We start from the raw sequence: 17,788 nt of genomic DNA, 5'->3' as shown, positions 1-17,788 counted from the left end.
GCCCATTAATAATTTTGATTAAAATGCTACGCTTCACACATTTAAATGATTCATGTAACAAATCATTTAGGATTTGCTATCTTAACTGCGTGCGGCCTGAAAACAGGACTGCGCCTTTGACATCATCATAATAAGCACGGCGCAGCCACGATTTCCCTGGTGTTGGCGCAGTATTCGCGCACCCCGGTCAAACCGGGGTCATTTTTTTTCCGCGTTTGCCACCCAGGCTTTCAGCACCGCGACATCGTGCTGCCACTCCTGCTTCATCTCTTCAATCCATTCCGCGACATTATCTTCCCAGGCGGGAAGATCCGGCGACTGGATTTGCTGGCCAAGTTGTTGCAGATGACGCAGCCCTACCGAACCGGCGGCGCCTTTAATCTTATGCCCTTCCTCAACGACGCCTTTTTTGTCACGCGCCGTCAGATTGGACTCCAGCACGCTTAAATAGCCAGGCATCATTTTTTCAAACACCGCGAGACCGTCGGTAATCAATTTAGGCCCGACCAACTCGATGTATTGTTCCAGCATCGGGATATCCAGCAGCGCTTGCGCTTTATCGCTCTCTTCAGGCGTCACGGTACTCTCCTCTTTATCGGTGGCATCCCAGAATTTTTTAATCATCGCGGTTAAGGCCGGCACCGACAGCGGCTTACTCAGCACATCGTCCATACCAGCGTCCAGATACTCTTTTTTATCTTTCAGAACGTTAGCCGTAAGCGCTACCAGCGGCGGTAAATCTTCTCGCGTGTGGCGACGGGTCAGTTCTCTGGCGATATCCAGACCCGTCATATCCGGTAGCTGAATATCTAGTAAGACCAGGTCATATTCGCCCGGCGCGAACATCTCCAGCGCCGCCTTGCCGGTCATCGCGACATCCACGCTGTTCCCCAGTTTTTCCAGTACCGAACGCGCTACGATCACGTTCAGTTCAATATCTTCGACCAGCAGAACATGCAGCGCGGGCAGCGGCATGTCGTCTTCATCAAAGGCGTCCTCCACCTCTTCCGCCACCGCTGGCGCATGAACCGTTAGCGTAAAGGTCGATCCTTTGCCCGGCAGACTGGAGACGGTAATATCGCCGCCCATATTTTTCGCCAGCCGACGGGAGACCGCCAGCCCGATACCGGTACCCGTCGCCGGCTTACCGCCATGACTGTCTTTCACCTGATAATACATGGCGAAAATTTTATCCTGCTCATCCTGCGGAATGCCGATCCCGGAATCTTCCACTTCAAAGTGCAGCATGTCGCCTTCATCATAGCGCGCCCGCACCGTCACCTGGCCCTGCTGAGTAAACTTCACCGCATTGCTGATCAAATTCCATAAAATCTGGCGCAGACGCGTTCCGTCGGTAATAACTTTGTGCGGCAGCGGCAGCGTCGGCTCAAGCACAAAACGTAGCCCTTTTTGCTGCGCCTGCAAACCGGAAAGGTTTTCCAGATCGGCCATAAAGCTGGTGAAATCAACCGGTTGGTTATCAAGCTGAACCTTACGCCGCTCCATCTTATCCATATCAATGATATCATTGAAAATATTGCCTAACGTCACGGCGGAGACATGGATTGTCTTAAGGTATTTTTCCTGTTCGGCGGTGAGATCGGTATCCAGCAGGATGCGGCTTAAACCGACGATGCCGTTAAGCGGGGTGCGCAGCTCATGACTGATGGTAGAGATAAACGTGGTCTTGTCGCGGCTGGCGCGCTCCAGCGCGTCCTGATAACGCTTACGTTCGGTAATATCACGGCCAAATCCCATCAGGCCATGACGTTTACCGACACGGTCGTAATAAGGCACTTTACGAATTTCAAAGCAGGCTTTTCGTCCGTCCGGGTAATCCAGCCACTGTTCGTAGGTCAGGGAGACGTTATGGCGGAATACTTTTTCATCGGTTTCAATGACTTTCTCCGCCGCTTCGGGAGAGTACACATCTTCCGGCTTCAAATGCACCAGCTGTTTTTCGCTCTTGCCGGTTAGCAATTCCATTGCGCGGTTACAGCCGGAAAATTCTTTATCCTCATTACGATAAAAAACCAAATCCGGCGAGGCGTCCAGAAAGGAGCGCAGAAAAGAGGATTGCTGTTCTAGCTGGATTTGCGCTTCTTCACGCTCTTTAATTTCTACTTTTAGCTGTTCAAATGTCTCATGCAGCTCCGCTTCCGCTTTTTCGCGATCGGCAATTTCCTGATTAAGCTGGGCAATATTGTCCTTCAACTGTACGTTAAGCTTGAGATCGCGCTCGCGCATCTCCTCCAGCTTTTGCACCAAACGCGACAGTCGCTGCCTTGACTCTTCCAGTTGTTCAACAACAACGGATAAGAAATAGACCGCCCAGGGCGTAATTAACAGGCCAAAAAAGATGGAGCGAATGACGTCGATACTTTCAACCTGACCATGCAGCACCATGGTCACCGCCATCTGCACGACAATCGCCAGCACCACCAATGCCAACGCCAGGAGCATGGAAAAGCGCACCAGACCCAATTTCATCATCAGGTCGACATAGTATTGCGCCAGCATACGAATTTGCTTCATAGAGGATTCCTTCACCACAACTTCGCACATAATACCCAATTATGGGAACCGCGTTGAATATTGTGCGAAATATGCGTAGCGCCCCTCATCACGCTACGCTACAGGTGGTATCCAGGGACGGGCCAGCGCAGAGCCCTGTACGCCATGCTCATTCAGGTATTTGTCCAGCTCAACCATCCCCGTCCAGCGATTCTCACACCACAGCGGGGCAAGCAGCGTCGGACGGCGAGCGCTGGCTGAAATCCGGTGATAAATTATCTCCGGCGGCGTATGACGAATCATCTCACCTGCCGTTAGCGTGTAGTCTTCCAGTTCGATGCCGTTCAGCCGCCCCGCTTCCCAGGCTTTGGCCATCGTACTGCCTTTCACAATATGTAGCGGATGCAGTTTAATACCGTCTACGCCCGTCTCCACCACACGCTCCATGGTTTGCAGGCATTCTGCCTGCCCTTCTCCCGGCAGCCCCACAATCAGATGCGCGCACACTTTCAGCCCGCGCTCCCGGGCAATCCGGGTGGTACGCTGATAGCAGGCGAAGTCATGCCCGCGGTTAATTCGGTGCAGGGTTTTATCGTGCGCGGTTTGCAATCCCAGTTCCAGCCACACCTCGTAGCCTTGATCTTTATATTCACACAGTAAATCTACTACTGCCTGAGGGACGCAATCCGGACGCGTACCGACACATAACCCGACGATACTGGCCTGGCTGACCGCCTGTTGATACATGGAACGCAGCACCTGCACTTCCGCAAAGGTGCTGGTGTAGGCCTGGAAATAGGCCAGATAGCGTTTAGCGCGGTTCACCAGATGCGCCTGATGCGCAAGCTGCTCGGCAATCGAATGATGCTGCTGCGCCTCATCGGCAAAAGAGGCGACATTACAGAAGGTGCAACCGCCACGCCCGATGGTACCGTCGCGATTAGGGCAGCTAAAACCGCCATGAAGCGTCAGCTTATGAACCTTTTGCCCATACCGACGTAAAAGATCCCCACCAAACATATTGACTAATTTCTGTAACTGCATAATCTGATAGACCGCCTCTTAAAAAGAGGCCAAAGCCTGCCATTTTTAGTCTCCTTTGGCGATGACCTGGATCAATCGTCCCGGAAGGCTTTTATCCATTGCATAATCAAGCAAAATAAACGATATTTCATTCATAATCCCGCTGATGATTTTTCCTGATATTCCCCTCTTTTTTCAGCGTTTGCTGGGTCATCGATAAAAACAGTAGCATTCAATACTGCTCACGCTTAAAACAGCATAAAATGCCAAGATTTTTGAAAAAGCAAGGTCAGATAACGTCTGGCGAGCGGCTCTTATAGTGAGACAGATCACAGGCTTTCTGCCGCTCCGTATTAGCAGCCACTCTATAAAAAACCTTTTAATTTCAATATATTCAAAAAGTTATCTGTGCTACAGCACACTTTTGCATAAATCAGTTTGCCATTTGACCTGGGTGTGGATTCCCGATAAGTTGGGGATCCGCTGGAAGCTTTCTGGATGAGCCGTCTGCTCATCATATTTATGCAGTAATTGAGATTCCCTCTTAACCGTATTTACCAATGCGCAAAGGACACAAAGAGGGCGAATGCGAGGTAAGCGTATGATGCGCCAGCCCCGTCGCCATGCTCTTGCTGTGCCCGCGCGCCGTCGGTTGGGAGAGCGTCCCGTAGAGCCTGGGGAGGTTCACTGATATGTTGTACGATAAATCCCTTGAGAAGGATAACTGTGGTTTCGGCCTGATCGCCCACATAGAAGGCGAACCTAGCCACAAGGTAGTGCGTACCGCCATACACGCGCTGGCCCGGATGCAGCACCGTGGGGCGATCCTTGCCGACGGTAAAACCGGCGACGGTTGCGGCTTGCTGTTACAAAAACCTGACCGTTTCTTTCGCATCGTGGCCGAAGAGCGCGGCTGGCGCTTAGCCAAAAACTACGCCGTCGGGATGATCTTTTTGAATAAAGATCCTGAACTGGCCGCCGCGTCACGCCATATTGTCGAAGAAGAATTACAGCAGGAAACCCTGTCGATTGTCGGCTGGCGCGATGTGCCAACCAATGAAGGCGTGCTCGGTGAAATCGCCCTCTCCTCCCTGCCGCGTATTGAGCAGATTTTTGTCAACGCTCCGGCGGGCTGGCGTCCGCGCGATATGGAGCGCCGTCTGTTTATCGCCCGCCGACGTATTGAAAAACGTCTGCAGGACGACAAAGATTTCTACGTATGCAGCCTGTCGAATCTGGTCAACATTTATAAAGGTCTGTGTATGCCGGCGGATCTGCCGCGCTTCTACTTGGATCTTGCGGATCTGCGTCTGGAATCGGCCATCTGCCTGTTCCACCAGCGCTTTTCCACTAACACCGTGCCGCGTTGGCCGCTGGCGCAGCCGTTCCGCTACCTGGCGCATAACGGCGAGATTAACACCATCACCGGCAACCGCCAGTGGGCGCGCGCCCGTACCTATAAATTCCAGACGCCGCTGATCCCGGATTTACAGTCCGCTGCGCCGTTTGTTAACGAAACCGGTTCGGATTCCAGCTCGCTGGACAACATGCTGGAACTGCTGCTGGCAGGCGGGATGGACATCATCCGCGCCATGCGCCTGTTGGTGCCGCCCGCCTGGCAGAACAACCCCGATATGGACCAGGATCTGCGCGCCTTCTTTGACTTTAACTCCATGCATATGGAGCCGTGGGACGGTCCGGCAGGCATCGTGATGTCCGACGGGCGCTTCGCCGCCTGTAACCTTGACCGTAACGGCCTGCGCCCGGCACGCTATGTCATTACCAAAGACAAGCTGATCACCTGCGCCTCCGAAGTCGGTATCTGGGACTATCAGCCGGATGAAGTGGTCGAGAAAGGCCGCGTCGGTCCAGGCGAGCTGATGGTGATCGACACCCGCGGCGGACGTATTCTGCATTCCGCGGAAACCGATGACGATCTGAAAAGCCGCCATCCGTATAAAGCGTGGATGGAAAAGAATGTTCGCCGTCTGGTGCCGTTTGAAGAGCTGCCTGATGAAGAAGTCGGTAGCCGCGAACTGGACGATGACCTGCTCGCCAGCTATCAAAAACAGTTTAACTACAGCGCCGAAGAGCTGGACTCGGTTATCCGCGTTTTGGGCGAAAACGGCCAGGAAGCCGTCGGTTCAATGGGCGACGATACCCCCTTTGCCGTGCTCTCCAGCCAGCCGCGTATTATTTACGACTACTTCCGCCAGCAGTTCGCGCAGGTCACTAACCCGCCTATCGACCCGCTGCGTGAAGCGCACGTCATGTCGCTCGCCACCAGCATCGGTCGCGAAATGAACGTCTTCTGCGAAGCGGAAGGTCAGGCCCATCGCCTGAGTTTTAAATCGCCAATTCTGCTGTACTCCGATTTCAAACAGCTCACCACCATGAGCGAGCATCACTACCGCGCCGACTGGCTTGATATTACCTTTGATGTCACCGAAACCACACTGGACGCGACGGTTAAAGCGCTGTGCGATAAAGCGGAACAGATGGTGCGTAACGGTACCGTGCTGCTGGTCCTCTCGGATCGCAATATCGGTAAGAATCGCCTGCCGGTCCCCGCGCCGATGGCGGTGGGCGCGGTGCAGACTCGTCTGGTAGAACAAAGCCTGCGCTGCGACGCCAACATCATCGTAGAAACCGGAAGCGCCCGCGATCCGCATCACTTTGCGGTACTGCTCGGCTTTGGCGCAACGGCCATCTATCCGTACCTGGCCTACGAAACGCTGGGGCGTCTGATTGATACCCAGGCCATCGCCAAAAACTACCGTACCGTGATGCAGAACTACCGTAACGGCATCAACAAGGGGCTGTACAAGATTATGTCCAAAATGGGCATTTCGACCATTGCCTCTTACCGTTGCTCCAAACTATTTGAAGCGGTCGGACTGCACGATGATGTGGTAAACCTGTGCTTCCAGGGAGTGGTCAGCCGTATCGGCGGCGCGAGCTTTGATGACTTCCAGCAGGATCTGCTGAATCTCTCCAAACGCGCCTGGCTGGCGCGCAAACCCATTAGCCCGGGCGGCCTGCTGAAGTACGTCCACGGCGGCGAATATCACGCCTATAACCCGGATGTCGTGCGTACCCTGCAACAGGCGGTACAGAGCGGCGAGTACAGCGATTATCAGGAATACGCCAAACTGGTCAATGAGCGTCCGGCGGCAACGCTGCGCGATCTGCTGGCGATACATCCAGACGGCGAGGCGGTGACTATTGACGAGGTTGAACCCGCCAGTGAGCTGTTTAAACGCTTTGATACCGCAGCCATGTCTATCGGCGCATTAAGTCCGGAAGCGCACGAAGCGCTGGCGGAAGCGATGAACAGCCTCGGCGGCAACTCCAACTCCGGCGAAGGCGGCGAAGACCCGGCGCGCTACGGCACCAATAAAGTGTCGCGTATCAAGCAGGTGGCTTCCGGCCGTTTTGGCGTGACGCCAGCGTACCTGGTCAATGCCGATGTGATTCAGATTAAAGTCGCGCAGGGCGCGAAACCGGGCGAAGGCGGTCAGTTGCCGGGGGATAAAGTCACTCCGTATATCGCTAAACTGCGTTATTCAGTGCCGGGCGTGACGCTGATCTCCCCGCCGCCGCACCACGATATCTACTCTATCGAGGACTTAGCGCAGCTCATTTTCGACCTCAAGCAGGTCAACCCGAAGGCGATGATCTCCGTGAAGCTGGTGTCCGAACCGGGCGTTGGCACCATCGCGACCGGCGTGGCGAAAGCCTATGCGGATCTGATTACTATCGCCGGTTACGACGGCGGTACTGGCGCCAGCCCGCTCTCTTCGGTGAAATACGCTGGCTGCCCGTGGGAACTCGGACTTGTTGAAACCCAGCAGGCGCTGGTCGCCAACGGTCTGCGTCACAAGATTCGTCTGCAGGTGGACGGCGGTCTGAAAACCGGCGTCGACATCATTAAAGCGGCGATTCTCGGTGCGGAAAGTTTCGGCTTCGGCACCGGCCCGATGGTGGCGCTGGGCTGTAAATATCTGCGTATCTGCCACCTGAATAACTGCGCAACCGGCGTAGCGACGCAGGATGAAAAACTGCGTAAGAACCACTATCACGGCCTGCCGTTCAAAGTGACCAACTACTTTGAATTTATCGCCCGCGAAGTGCGCGAGCTGATGGCTTCGCTTGGCGTGACCCGCCTGGTGGATTTGATTGGCCGCACCGACCTGCTGAAAGAGCTGGAGGGCTTTACGGCGAAACAGCAGAAGCTGGCGCTGTCTCGTCTACTGGAAACCGCTGAACCTCATCCGGGTAAAGCGCTGTACTGCACCGAGAATAACCCGCCGTTTGATAACGGCGTGCTGAATGCGCAACTGTTGCAGCAGGCGAAACCGTTTATCGATGCGCGCCAGAGCAAAACCTTCTGGTTCGACATCCGCAACACCGATCGTTCCGTCGGCGCGTCGCTTTCCGGCTACATCGCACAGACCCACGGCGATCAGGGGCTGGCTTCCGATCCGATTAAAGCGCACTTCAGCGGTACCGCAGGCCAGAGCTTTGGCGTGTGGAACGCGGGCGGCGTGGAGTTATATCTGACTGGCGATGCCAACGACTATGTCGGTAAAGGTATGGCAGGCGGTTTGATCGCCATCAGACCGCCGGTAGGTTCCGCCTTCCTCAGCCATAAAGCCAGCATTATCGGCAACACCTGCCTGTATGGAGCAACCGGTGGTCGTCTGTACGCAGCGGGCCGCGCGGGCGAACGTTTCGGCGTGCGTAACTCCGGGGCGATTACCGTAGTAGAGGGTATCGGCGACAACGGCTGTGAATACATGACCGGCGGCATCGTCTGCGTGCTGGGTAAAACCGGCGTTAACTTCGGCGCGGGAATGACCGGCGGCTTCGCCTATGTGCTGGACGAAGATGGCGAATTCCGTAAACGCGTGAACCCGGAACTGGTAGAAGTACTGGACGTTGATTCGCTGGCTATCCACGAAGAGCATCTGCGCGGCCTGATCACCGAGCACGTGCAACATACTGGTTCGCAACGCGGCGAAGAGATCCTGTCCAGGTGGTCAAGCTTCTCAACCCAATTCGCGTTAGTTAAGCCCAAGTCCAGCGATGTCAAAGCCCTGTTGGGCCACCGTAGTCGTAGTGCGGCAGAATTGCGCGTGCAGGCGCAGTAAGGAATTGAAATGAGCCAGAATGTTTATCAATTTATCGACCTGCAGCGCGTTGATCCGCCGAAAAAACCGCTGAAGATCCGTAAGATCGAATTTGTTGAAATCTACGAACCGTTTTCTGAAGGTCAGGCGAAAGCCCAGGCGGATCGCTGTTTGTCCTGCGGTAACCCCTACTGCGAGTGGAAATGTCCGGTACATAACTACATCCCGAACTGGCTGAAACTGGCTAATGAAGGGCGTATTTTTGAGGCGGCTGAGCTATCGCACCAGACCAACACCCTGCCGGAAGTGTGTGGCCGCGTCTGCCCGCAGGACCGCCTGTGTGAAGGCTCCTGTACGCTGCACGATGAGTTCGGCGCGGTGACCATCGGTAACATTGAGCGCTATATCAACGATAAAGCGTTCGAAATGGGCTGGCGCCCGGATATGACCGGCGTGCGCCAGACGGACAAACGGGTAGCGATTATCGGCGCAGGTCCGGCAGGGCTGGCGTGCGCCGACGTGCTGACCCGCAACGGCGTGAAGGCGGTAGTCTTTGATCGCCATCCGGAAATCGGCGGCCTGCTGACCTTCGGTATTCCAGCTTTCAAACTGGAAAAAGAGGTGATGACCCGCCGTCGCGAGATCTTCACCGGCATGGGTATTGAGTTCAAACTTAATACCGAAGTGGGCCGCGACGTCGAACTTGACGAGCTGTTGAAAGAGTACGACGCGGTATTCCTTGGCGTCGGCACCTATCAGTCGATGCGCGGCGGGCTGGAAAATGAAAATGCGGACGGCGTATTCGACGCTCTGCCGTTCCTGATCGCCAATACGAAGCAGATCATGGGGTTTGGCGAAACCAGCGACGAACCATATGTCAGCATGGAAGGCAAACGCGTGGTGGTGCTGGGCGGCGGCGATACCGCAATGGACTGCGTACGTACCTCCATTCGTCAGGGCGCAACGCACGTAACCTGTGCTTATCGTCGTGATGAAGAGAACATGCCGGGTTCCAGACGCGAAGTGAAAAATGCGCGCGAGGAAGGTGTCGAATTTCAGTTTAACGTTCAACCGCTGGGCATTGAAGTCAATGCCAACGGCAAAGTGAGCGGCGTAAAAATGGTGCGCACTGAAATGGGCGAACCGGATGCCAAAGGCCGTCGGCGGGCGGAGATCGTCGCCGGTTCCGAGCATGTGGTTCCGGCTGATGCGGTGGTGATGGCGTTTGGTTTTCGTCCACACAGCATGGAATGGCTGGCGAAACACAGCGTGGAACTGGACTCGCAGGGACGAATTATCGCGCCGGAACGCAGCGATAATGCTTTCCAGACCAGCAACCCGAAAATCTTCGCCGGTGGCGACATCGTGCGCGGTTCCGATCTGGTGGTGACGGCGATTGCGGAAGGCCGTAAAGCGGCTGACGGGATTATGAACTACCTCGAAGTATAACCCTTCCGGCTCCCCGGTTAATGCCTTGTGCTGATGGCTGGGGAGCCGATATTCCTCTCCTCAATATCTCTCCTGCCGATTCTGGAAACCCGCTCGTAAATCGAGATGTAATGCCATGTAAAATCCGTTCATGGATTGATCCGTTTACGCCTGAAGCGTATTGATAGCGTTCTAATTTCACAATGAAACTATCACGTAAGGGATGACATGACGAATCCAACTTTAGCGCCACAGTCTGATGAATATCAGCAAATTCATAACGGAATTGTTCAACTGCTGGATACAGCGCGGACACAAACCGTTCGCAGCATCAACACCATCATGACAGCAACCTATTGGGAAATGGGTCGACGCATTGTTGAATTTGAACAAGGCGGTGAAGCCAGAGCTGCTTATGGTGAACAGCTAATTGATCGTTTATCACAGGATTTAAGCCAAAGATATAAACGAGGTTTTTCTGCCAGTAATCTATGGCAATTTAAAAAGTTTTATCTTTATTTTCAAAAAATTGAGATTCTCCAGACAGTGTCTGGAGAATCTCTCCATTTGGCGCAACTGGCTAAATCTTTCCCACTCCCCTGGTCGGCGTATGTCCGCCTCTTGTCGGTAAAAAATCCCAATGCCCGCACTTTTTACGAGAAAGAGACGCTACGTAACGGCTGGTCAGTTAGGCAGCTCGACAGGCAAATCGCGACGCAGTTTTACGAACGAACGCTACTGTCCCACGACAAATCCGCCATGTTGCAGCAGCCTGCACCCGCCGAGCCAAACGTTTTGCCGGAGCAAGCCATACGCGACCCGTTCATTCTGGAATTTCTTAACCTGAAGGACGAGTATTCCGAATCAGATCTCGAAGACGCGCTGCTCAGCCACCTGATGGACTTTATGCTGGAGCTCGGTGACGATTTTGCTTTTGTTGGCCGTCAACGCCGACTACGCATAGACGATAGCTGGTTCCGCGTCGATCTGCTGTTCTTCCATCGTCGCTTGCGCTGCCTGTTGCTCGTTGACCTGAAGGTAGGCAAATTCGGTTATGCGGATGCCGGGCAGATGAATATGTACCTGAACTATGCCAAAGAGCACTGGACAATGCCTGGAGAAAACCCGCCAGTCGGCTTGGTTTTGTGCGCAGGGAAAGGCGCGGGGGAAGCGCATTACGCGCTGACTGGCCTGCCAAACACCATCATGGCGAGCGAGTACAAAGTGCAGTTGCCCGACGAAAAATTACTCACAGACGAACTTATTCGTTCGCAAACCATGCTGGAAACTCAACTCACTCGCGGTGGTTCACGGACAACGGAGAAAAACTAGCGAACCATTAGTGTCATGAATGATTATCAAAAAAATATCACACGAAAACGTTTGCTTTATTCTGAGAACTGTATATTATGCGGCGGATTTTTTGGGCAAAATTCATGGAGGCGTTGTGTCGCAGGACAACAATTATAGCCAGGGCCCCGTCCCTCTGGCGGCGCGGAAGGGCGTGATTCCACTGACGTTTGTCATGTTGGGTTTAACGTTTTTTTCCGCCAGTATGTGGACCGGAGGGACACTCGGCACCGGTCTTACCTATCACGATTTCTTCCTCGCAGTTCTCTTCGGTAATCTCCTCCTCGGTATCTACACTGCATTTCTTGGTTACATCGGCGCAAAAACCGGACTCTCCACCCACCTCCTTGCACGTTACTCCTTTGGCGTTAAAGGCTCATGGCTTCCCTCCTTGCTGCTTGGCGGCACACAGGTAGGCTGGTTTGGCGTTGGCGTAGCGATGTTCGCTATTCCGGTCAGTAAAGCGACGGGCATTGATGCCAATATTCTGATTGCCGTTTCGGGTCTGCTGATGACCCTGACCATTTTTTTCGGCATCTCGGCGTTGACCATTTTGTCTATCATTGCCGTACCCGCGATCGTGATTCTGGGCAGCTACTCCGTCTGGCTGGCGGTCAGCGGCGTGGGTGGGCTGGAGCATTTAAAAACGATAGTGCCGCAGACGCCGCTGGATTTTTCCAGCGCGCTGGCGCTGGTGGTGGGCTCGTTTGTCAGCGCCGGTACATTAACCGCCGACTTCGTCCGCTTCGGGCGTCATGCCAAAAGCGCCGTACTGATTGCGATGGTCGCTTTTTTCCTCGGCAACTCGCTGATGTTTATCTTTGGCGCGGCAGGCGCTGCCGCCGTCGGTCAGGCGGATATCTCTGACGTGATGATAGCGCAGGGGCTGCTGCTGCCCGCGATTGTGGTGCTCGGCCTGAATATCTGGACTACCAACGATAACGCGCTGTACGCATCGGGTCTGGGCTTCGCCAATATTACCGGTCTTTCCAGCCGCACGCTGTCGGTGGTGAACGGGATTATCGGTACCGTGTGCGCGCTGTGGCTTTATAATAATTTTGTCGGCTGGCTGACGTTCCTGTCATCTGCCATCCCACCGATTGGCGGAGTGATTATTGCCGACTATCTGTTGAACCGCCGCCGCTATGCTGACTTCAACACCGTGCGCTTTATTCCCGTTAACTGGATTGCTATTCTTTCCGTCGCGCTGGGCATCGCCGCCGGACATTATGTTCCTGGTATTGTGCCCGTCAACGCCGTACTCGGCGGCGTCTTCAGCTATATCCTGCTGAATCCACTTTTCAACCGCAGCCTTGCTAAATCACCAGAGGTCAGCCATGCAGAACAATAACATCACCATTCGTCAGGCGCGTCTGCAGGGACACGAAGGATTATGGCAGATTACGATTGAAAACGGGCGCTTTAGCCGGATTGAGCCTCAAGAAGCCGCATCGTTACCGCAGGGCGAAGTGCTTGATGCCGAAGGCGGTCTGGCTATTCCACCGTTTGTTGAGCCACATATCCACCTGGATACCACGCAAACGGCGGGTGAACCGAGCTGGAACCAGTCCGGCACACTGTTTGAAGGGATTGAGCGCTGGGCAGAACGTAAAGCAATGCTCACGCATGAAGATGTGAAAGCGCGCGCGATGCAGACCCTGAAATGGCAGATGGCTAACGGCATCCAGTACGTTCGTACTCACGTTGACGTTTCAGATCCTACGCTCACCGCGCTGAAAGCCATGCTGGAAGTGAAGCAAGAGGTTGCGCCGTGGGTAGACCTGCAAATTGTCGCCTTTCCGCAAGAAGGTATTCTGTCTTATCCCAACGGTGAAGCGCTGTTAGAGGAAGCCGTGCGTTTGGGCGCTGACGTTATTGGCGCCATTCCGCACTTTGAGTTCACGCGGGAATATGGCGTTGAATCGCTGCACAAAACCTTCGCCCTGGCGCAGAAATACGATCGCTTGATCGATGTGCACTGCGACGAAATTGATGACGAGCAGTCTCGCTTTGTCGAAACGGTCGCGGCGCTGGCGCATCGTGATGGCATGGGGTCGCGCGTGACCGCCAGCCACACCACGGCTATGCACTCGTACAACGGCGCGTATGCGTCACGCCTGTTCCGCCTGTTGAAAATGTCGGGGATTAACTTCGTCGCCAACCCGCTGGTGAATATTCATCTGCAAGGGCGGTTTGATACTTACCCGAAACGTCGTGGCGTCACGCGAGTGAAAGAGATGCTGGAAGCGGGGATCAACGTCTGCTTTGGCCATGATGACGTCTTCGATCCGTGGTATCCATTAGGCACGGCAAATATGCTGCAGGTGCTGCATATGGGGTTACACGTTTGCCAGTTGATGGGGTATGGGCAAATCAACGATGGGTTAAATCTGATCACTACCCACAGCGCAAAAACCCTGCATTTACAGGACTACAGTCTGAGCGTCGGCAATGCCGCGAATCTGGTTATCTTACCCGCTGAGAATGGATTCGATGCGGTACGTCGCCAGACGCCTGCCCGTTACTCGATTCGCCACGGGCGGGTAATTGCCGAGACGGTGCCGAGCCAGACGACGCTGCACCTGCCCCAGCCGGAAGCCGTGACGTTTAAGCGTTAACCCGTCATACCCGCGCTCTCCGGCACATTCACCACGCAGCCCGTAAGGGGCTGCGTTCGGAAGACTGCTCCGGCAAGAGATTCAGGCCGCCAGCAGACTGGCGCGTACTTTCACTACCACTTTCTTGATGTCATCCGGCTCACCCACTGCACATCCCGGTTTATGCGGTTCTCCCGGCATAAACACAGCAAACATCCCCGCTTGCAGCGTAATAGTCTGCTCGTCGACAATTTGACTACAAAGCTGGTAATCCTCTTCAACGTGCATCTCCTCGCACTGGCGAGCGGCACCGGACATCCCAAACGCAATACGCTCGACGCCGGTTAGTAGTAGCTGAATATCAATGTATTGTTCATGCAATTCCGCTTTCTTCTCGGCCGGCATTTGCGTCGTTAACTGCATTACATTCATAAAGATATTGTCGCCCTGCAATTCATAGCGCCCCGGCGCTTTCTCCTGCGGCCTTGCCGCCAGCGCGAGAGTCAAGGCATCCAGCAGTCGCGGATGCAACCCGCAAGAAGGCAACGACTGTACTTCCCCCATCATCATAATGTGTCTCCTTGAGCTAACAAAGCAGCGCCTAATAATCCTGCGTCATGCCGATAGCGAGCGGCGCTCAGCGCCACGTGATAAGGCGCAGGCTCTTGCATCAAAAACGCGCGAACCTGCTCCAGGTAACCCTCAGCTAACCCTACGCTGCCGCCAATGACCACACACTGGCAGTCGGTAATCGCTTTCACATCGGCGATCATTCGCGCTATTACCTGCGCGGATTGGCTTACCAGATGTTGCGCCTGCTGATGACCTTCGCCAGCGCGAATAAATAGGGTTTTGGCGTCGCATCCCGCCAGATCGTCCCGCGCCGCCGCGGCCATCCCTCGTCCGGAGGCGATGGCCTCTACGCAGCCAACGCGTCCACAGCCGCATACGGGCCCGTGTGGGTCCGCCAGGGTGTGTCCCAGGTGCCCGGCCAGACCGCCTTTTCCGGTAAGGAGCTTGCCGTCGCAGACAACGCCGCCGCCAACGCCGGTTGAAACGGTGATAAATACCATATCGCGAATATCATCAGGGAGCGCGTGATACTCCGCCCAGGCCGCCGCCTGCGCGTCGTTCACCGCCAGCGTCGGCAGGCCTGCTATCGTTTCCAGTGTTTGTACTAACGGAAAGTGTAGCAAGCCGCCCAGATTATGGGGGTTTAGCGCCAGCAGCATCCCTTCCTGAATGATCCCGGTAGAAGCTATCGCTACCTGACGCGCCTCTGCCCGTAGTGGTTCAACCAGCGCCTTTAATGCTTCACGTAACGCATCCGGCGTTTTGCTTGCGGGGGTCGGCAGCTCGCGACGCTGGCTAATGCGCAAGTTTTTGTCGATGAGCGCGGCGGCAAGTTTAGTACCGCCAATATCGATTGCTAACGTAGTCATGACGCCGCCTTTTTTAATGCGTCGTTATACCATCCACAGATATGTTCCAGACGGGTAATGGCGGACCCCACCGTCACCGCCCATGCGCCATAACGGATCGCCTCCGCCGCCAGTGCTGGCGAGTTATAGCGCCCTTCGGCTATTACCCGGCATCCGGCGTCATGCAACGCTTTGACTAAGGGCAGATCGGGTTCCTCCGGCGTATCGGGGGTGGTGTAGCCGGACATTGTCGTGCCGATAATGTCCGCGCCCAACCGTTGACAGGCGAGACCATCGTCCACGGATGAGCAGTCGGCCATCGCCAGTAGATGGTGGTGATGAATGCGCGTCAACAACGCCTCAACGGCTACCGGCCGTTGCCGAGCGGTTCCATCAACGGCGATAATATTTGCGCCGGCCTGCGCCAGCGCATCTACATCGTCGAGAAAAGGGGTAATGCGCACTGGAGACTCATCCAGGTCGCGTTTGATAATGCCGATAATGGGTACCGAAACGAGCGAGCGGGCCACACGCAGGTTGTCTATGCCTTCAATACGCACCGCAACCGCGCCCGCCTGTTCCGCCGCCAACGCCATTGCCGCTACAATCTCCGGCTTATCCAGCGGACTGCCCGGAACGGGCTGGCAGGAGACAATCAGGCCGCCAGAAGCGGCAATATTTTTATCCAGTTGTTCAAGTAACGACATACTACTCCCTTACAAATATGCCCGGTTTAAAACCGGGCAAGCGGATTAACTTTTCGTTTTTACAAAGGCACCTTTGCCACTGCCAAGCGGTACGGCTCCGCTGAACGGTTTGTCGTCGATAGCATCGTGGGTGCGTAACGCTTCCGGACGTAGCCAACGCTGTACGCGAGACGGCATATCAAGCCCAATAAGCAGGATCACGACAAACGTCAGGCTGAAAGAGAGCGATGCCAGCGCAGTACCCAGATCCAGACGTTGAGCGATCAGCGCTCCCAGGATCGGCGCCAACGCGCCGCCGAGCGCGCCGACGTTATAAGTAAAGCCCAGCCCCGCCGCGCGCTGATCGGTATCGAAGTAACCGCCGATCAGTTTCGGCAGAATCCCGGCAATCCCCTGCCCCAACATCTGTTGGAAAAACAGTAGCAGACCCAGAACCCAGACGTTTGTGCCGCCAATCGCAAAGACCGGAATAATGAGGATTTGCGAGGCCAGCAGGCTACAGACATAGGCTTTACGCGTTCCCAGCCAGTCGCCAAGAAAACCGCCTACGCAGCAACCAACCGCCGCGCCAAATCCGCTAAAGAACAGGACATTCGCCACCGTATGCGGATCGTAGGCCAGCTCGGTTTTCAGATAAGTAGGTAATAGCGCCTGAATCGGCCAGGAATAGAGGAAAGCAAACAGTACCACCAGCATCAGCATGACGCCAGTGGGCCAGCGTTTACCGCTGCTCTGCACCATAAAACTGATAAAGATAACCGCGCACAGTAGTCCCAGCCCCGCCACAATCGCAGCATTTTGTAGGTTACCGGCAAAGCAGAACCACAGCGCAGCAGCGGCGGCGAAGGTCATTAAAATGTTGATGATGCGATGTTCGCCCCGATAAAGAATGTCAACCATCGTGCGTACCGGCGCTTTACCCGCGTGTTTCTCTTTCCAGTCTTCCGCTTCCGGAATGTTTTTCCGCAGCCAGAGGGCGAAGATAATTGGCAAGATGCCAATGAAAAACAGCGCGCGCCAGCCCCAGACAGGCACCACCAGGCTGTACACCTGCGCGGCAACGACCGCACCGACGGAGAAGCCGGAAATCAGAAAACCGCTGGCTTTATTGCGTAAATGTTTTGGCCAGCTTTCAATCACATAGGTCGCGCTGGAACCATATTCGCCCGCCATGCCCATACCAATCACCAGTCGGGCGATGAACATGGTGGTGTAACCGGGCGCAAACCCGCAGGCCAGGGTTCCCACTGAAAACAGGATGATGCTGCTGACCATCGCCAGACGACGCCCATAGCGATCGCCCATCGCGCCCAGTAATAACCCGCCGAACCAGCGAGAGATAAAAGCCGCAGAAATCAGGCTTGCCGCCTGTACTGTCGTCAGCCCAAATTCGCTTTGTACCTCAGTCAGTACAAGAGCAATCAACACAAAATCAAAACCATCAAGCAGATATCCCAGCCAGGCAGCGGAAAATGCCCGCCACTGCGCCCGGTTGAGATGGCGATACCACGGGATGTTCTGGGTAGAAGTACTCATTTTACTCTCCCGACGATTTTTGTTGTCGTTATGCCGAATGGCGGCTCCGCCTTATCCGGCCTACCGCTCACACTGTTGTA

Annotated in this window: 11 protein-coding genes; 5 read left to right on the top strand and 6 right to left on the bottom strand. The window is 54.9% G+C overall.

The window, feature by feature from the left end; all coding sequences use genetic code 11:
• Window positions 1-198 precede the first annotated feature (198 nt).
• Together arcB and ACLJPE_RS21270 are read right to left on the bottom strand one after the other, a co-directional pair.
• Window positions 199-2,535: an aerobic respiration two-component sensor histidine kinase ArcB gene (gene arcB, locus ACLJPE_RS21275; protein WP_000809807.1), complete on the bottom strand. Its 2,337-nt coding sequence runs from the start codon at window positions 2,533-2,535 to the stop codon at window positions 199-201.
• Between the two features lie 93 nt (window positions 2,536-2,628).
• Window positions 2,629-3,558 carry a TIGR01212 family radical SAM protein gene (locus ACLJPE_RS21270; RefSeq protein WP_001176881.1) on the bottom strand — a complete coding sequence of 310 codons (930 nt, stop codon included), beginning with the start codon at window positions 3,556-3,558 and terminating at the stop codon, window positions 2,629-2,631.
• A 671-nt stretch (window positions 3,559-4,229) separates the two neighbouring features.
• Between ACLJPE_RS21270 and gltB the strand changes: the two genes are divergently transcribed.
• The 5 genes from gltB (at window position 4,230) to ACLJPE_RS21245 (ending at window position 14,065) form a co-directional block, all read left to right on the top strand.
• Window positions 4,230-8,690 (top strand): glutamate synthase large subunit, encoded by a 4,461-nt coding sequence (gltB, locus tag ACLJPE_RS21265; protein ID WP_023233443.1) that lies wholly within the window; start codon window positions 4,230-4,232, stop codon window positions 8,688-8,690.
• A gap of 9 nt (window positions 8,691-8,699) precedes the next feature.
• Window positions 8,700-10,118, top strand: coding sequence for a glutamate synthase subunit GltD (gltD, locus tag ACLJPE_RS21260; protein WP_000081633.1), 1,419 nt, complete (start codon window positions 8,700-8,702; stop codon window positions 10,116-10,118).
• 207 nt (window positions 10,119-10,325) lie between these two features.
• Window positions 10,326-11,429 (top strand): YhcG family protein, encoded by a 1,104-nt coding sequence (locus ACLJPE_RS21255; protein ID WP_000184316.1) that lies wholly within the window; start codon window positions 10,326-10,328, stop codon window positions 11,427-11,429.
• 115 nt (window positions 11,430-11,544) lie between these two features.
• Window positions 11,545-12,798, top strand: a complete 1,254-nt coding sequence (codB, locus tag ACLJPE_RS21250; RefSeq protein WP_001542969.1) for a cytosine permease — start codon at window positions 11,545-11,547, stop codon at window positions 12,796-12,798.
• A complete protein-coding gene (locus ACLJPE_RS21245; RefSeq protein WP_001180677.1) occupies window positions 12,785-14,065 on the top strand; it encodes a cytosine deaminase in 1,281 nt (426 codons plus the stop codon). The genes codB and ACLJPE_RS21245 overlap by 14 nt, the downstream gene beginning before the upstream one ends.
• An 81-nt stretch (window positions 14,066-14,146) precedes the next feature.
• On the opposite strand, the gene nanQ is transcribed toward ACLJPE_RS21245, so the two are convergent.
• The 4 genes from nanQ to nanT are packed head-to-tail and all read right to left on the bottom strand — an operon-like array spanning window position 14,147 to window position 17,708.
• Window positions 14,147-14,614: an N-acetylneuraminate anomerase gene (gene nanQ, locus ACLJPE_RS21240; protein WP_000979901.1), complete on the bottom strand. Its 468-nt coding sequence runs from the start codon at window positions 14,612-14,614 to the stop codon at window positions 14,147-14,149.
• A complete protein-coding gene (nanK, locus tag ACLJPE_RS21235) occupies window positions 14,611-15,486 on the bottom strand; it encodes an N-acetylmannosamine kinase (RefSeq protein ID WP_000208968.1) in 876 nt (291 codons plus the stop codon). The genes nanQ and nanK overlap by 4 nt, the downstream gene beginning before the upstream one ends.
• On the bottom strand, window positions 15,483-16,172 hold the full coding sequence (locus tag ACLJPE_RS21230; protein ID WP_000054449.1) for an N-acetylmannosamine-6-phosphate 2-epimerase: 690 nt from the start codon (window positions 16,170-16,172) through the stop codon (window positions 15,483-15,485). The genes nanK and ACLJPE_RS21230 overlap by 4 nt, the downstream gene beginning before the upstream one ends.
• A 45-nt stretch (window positions 16,173-16,217) precedes the next feature.
• Window positions 16,218-17,708, bottom strand: coding sequence for a sialic acid transporter NanT (nanT, locus tag ACLJPE_RS21225; protein WP_000108071.1), 1,491 nt, complete (start codon window positions 17,706-17,708; stop codon window positions 16,218-16,220).
• Between the last annotated feature and the right edge of the window lie 80 nt (window positions 17,709-17,788).

The sequence above is a fragment of the Salmonella sp. SAL04196 genome (genome assembly GCF_046550835.1).
GTDB classification, from domain to species: domain Bacteria; phylum Pseudomonadota; class Gammaproteobacteria; order Enterobacterales; family Enterobacteriaceae; genus Salmonella; species Salmonella enterica.
Note: the sequence above shows the minus strand (reverse complement) of the source record. Positions and strands in the feature narration are given on the sequence as shown.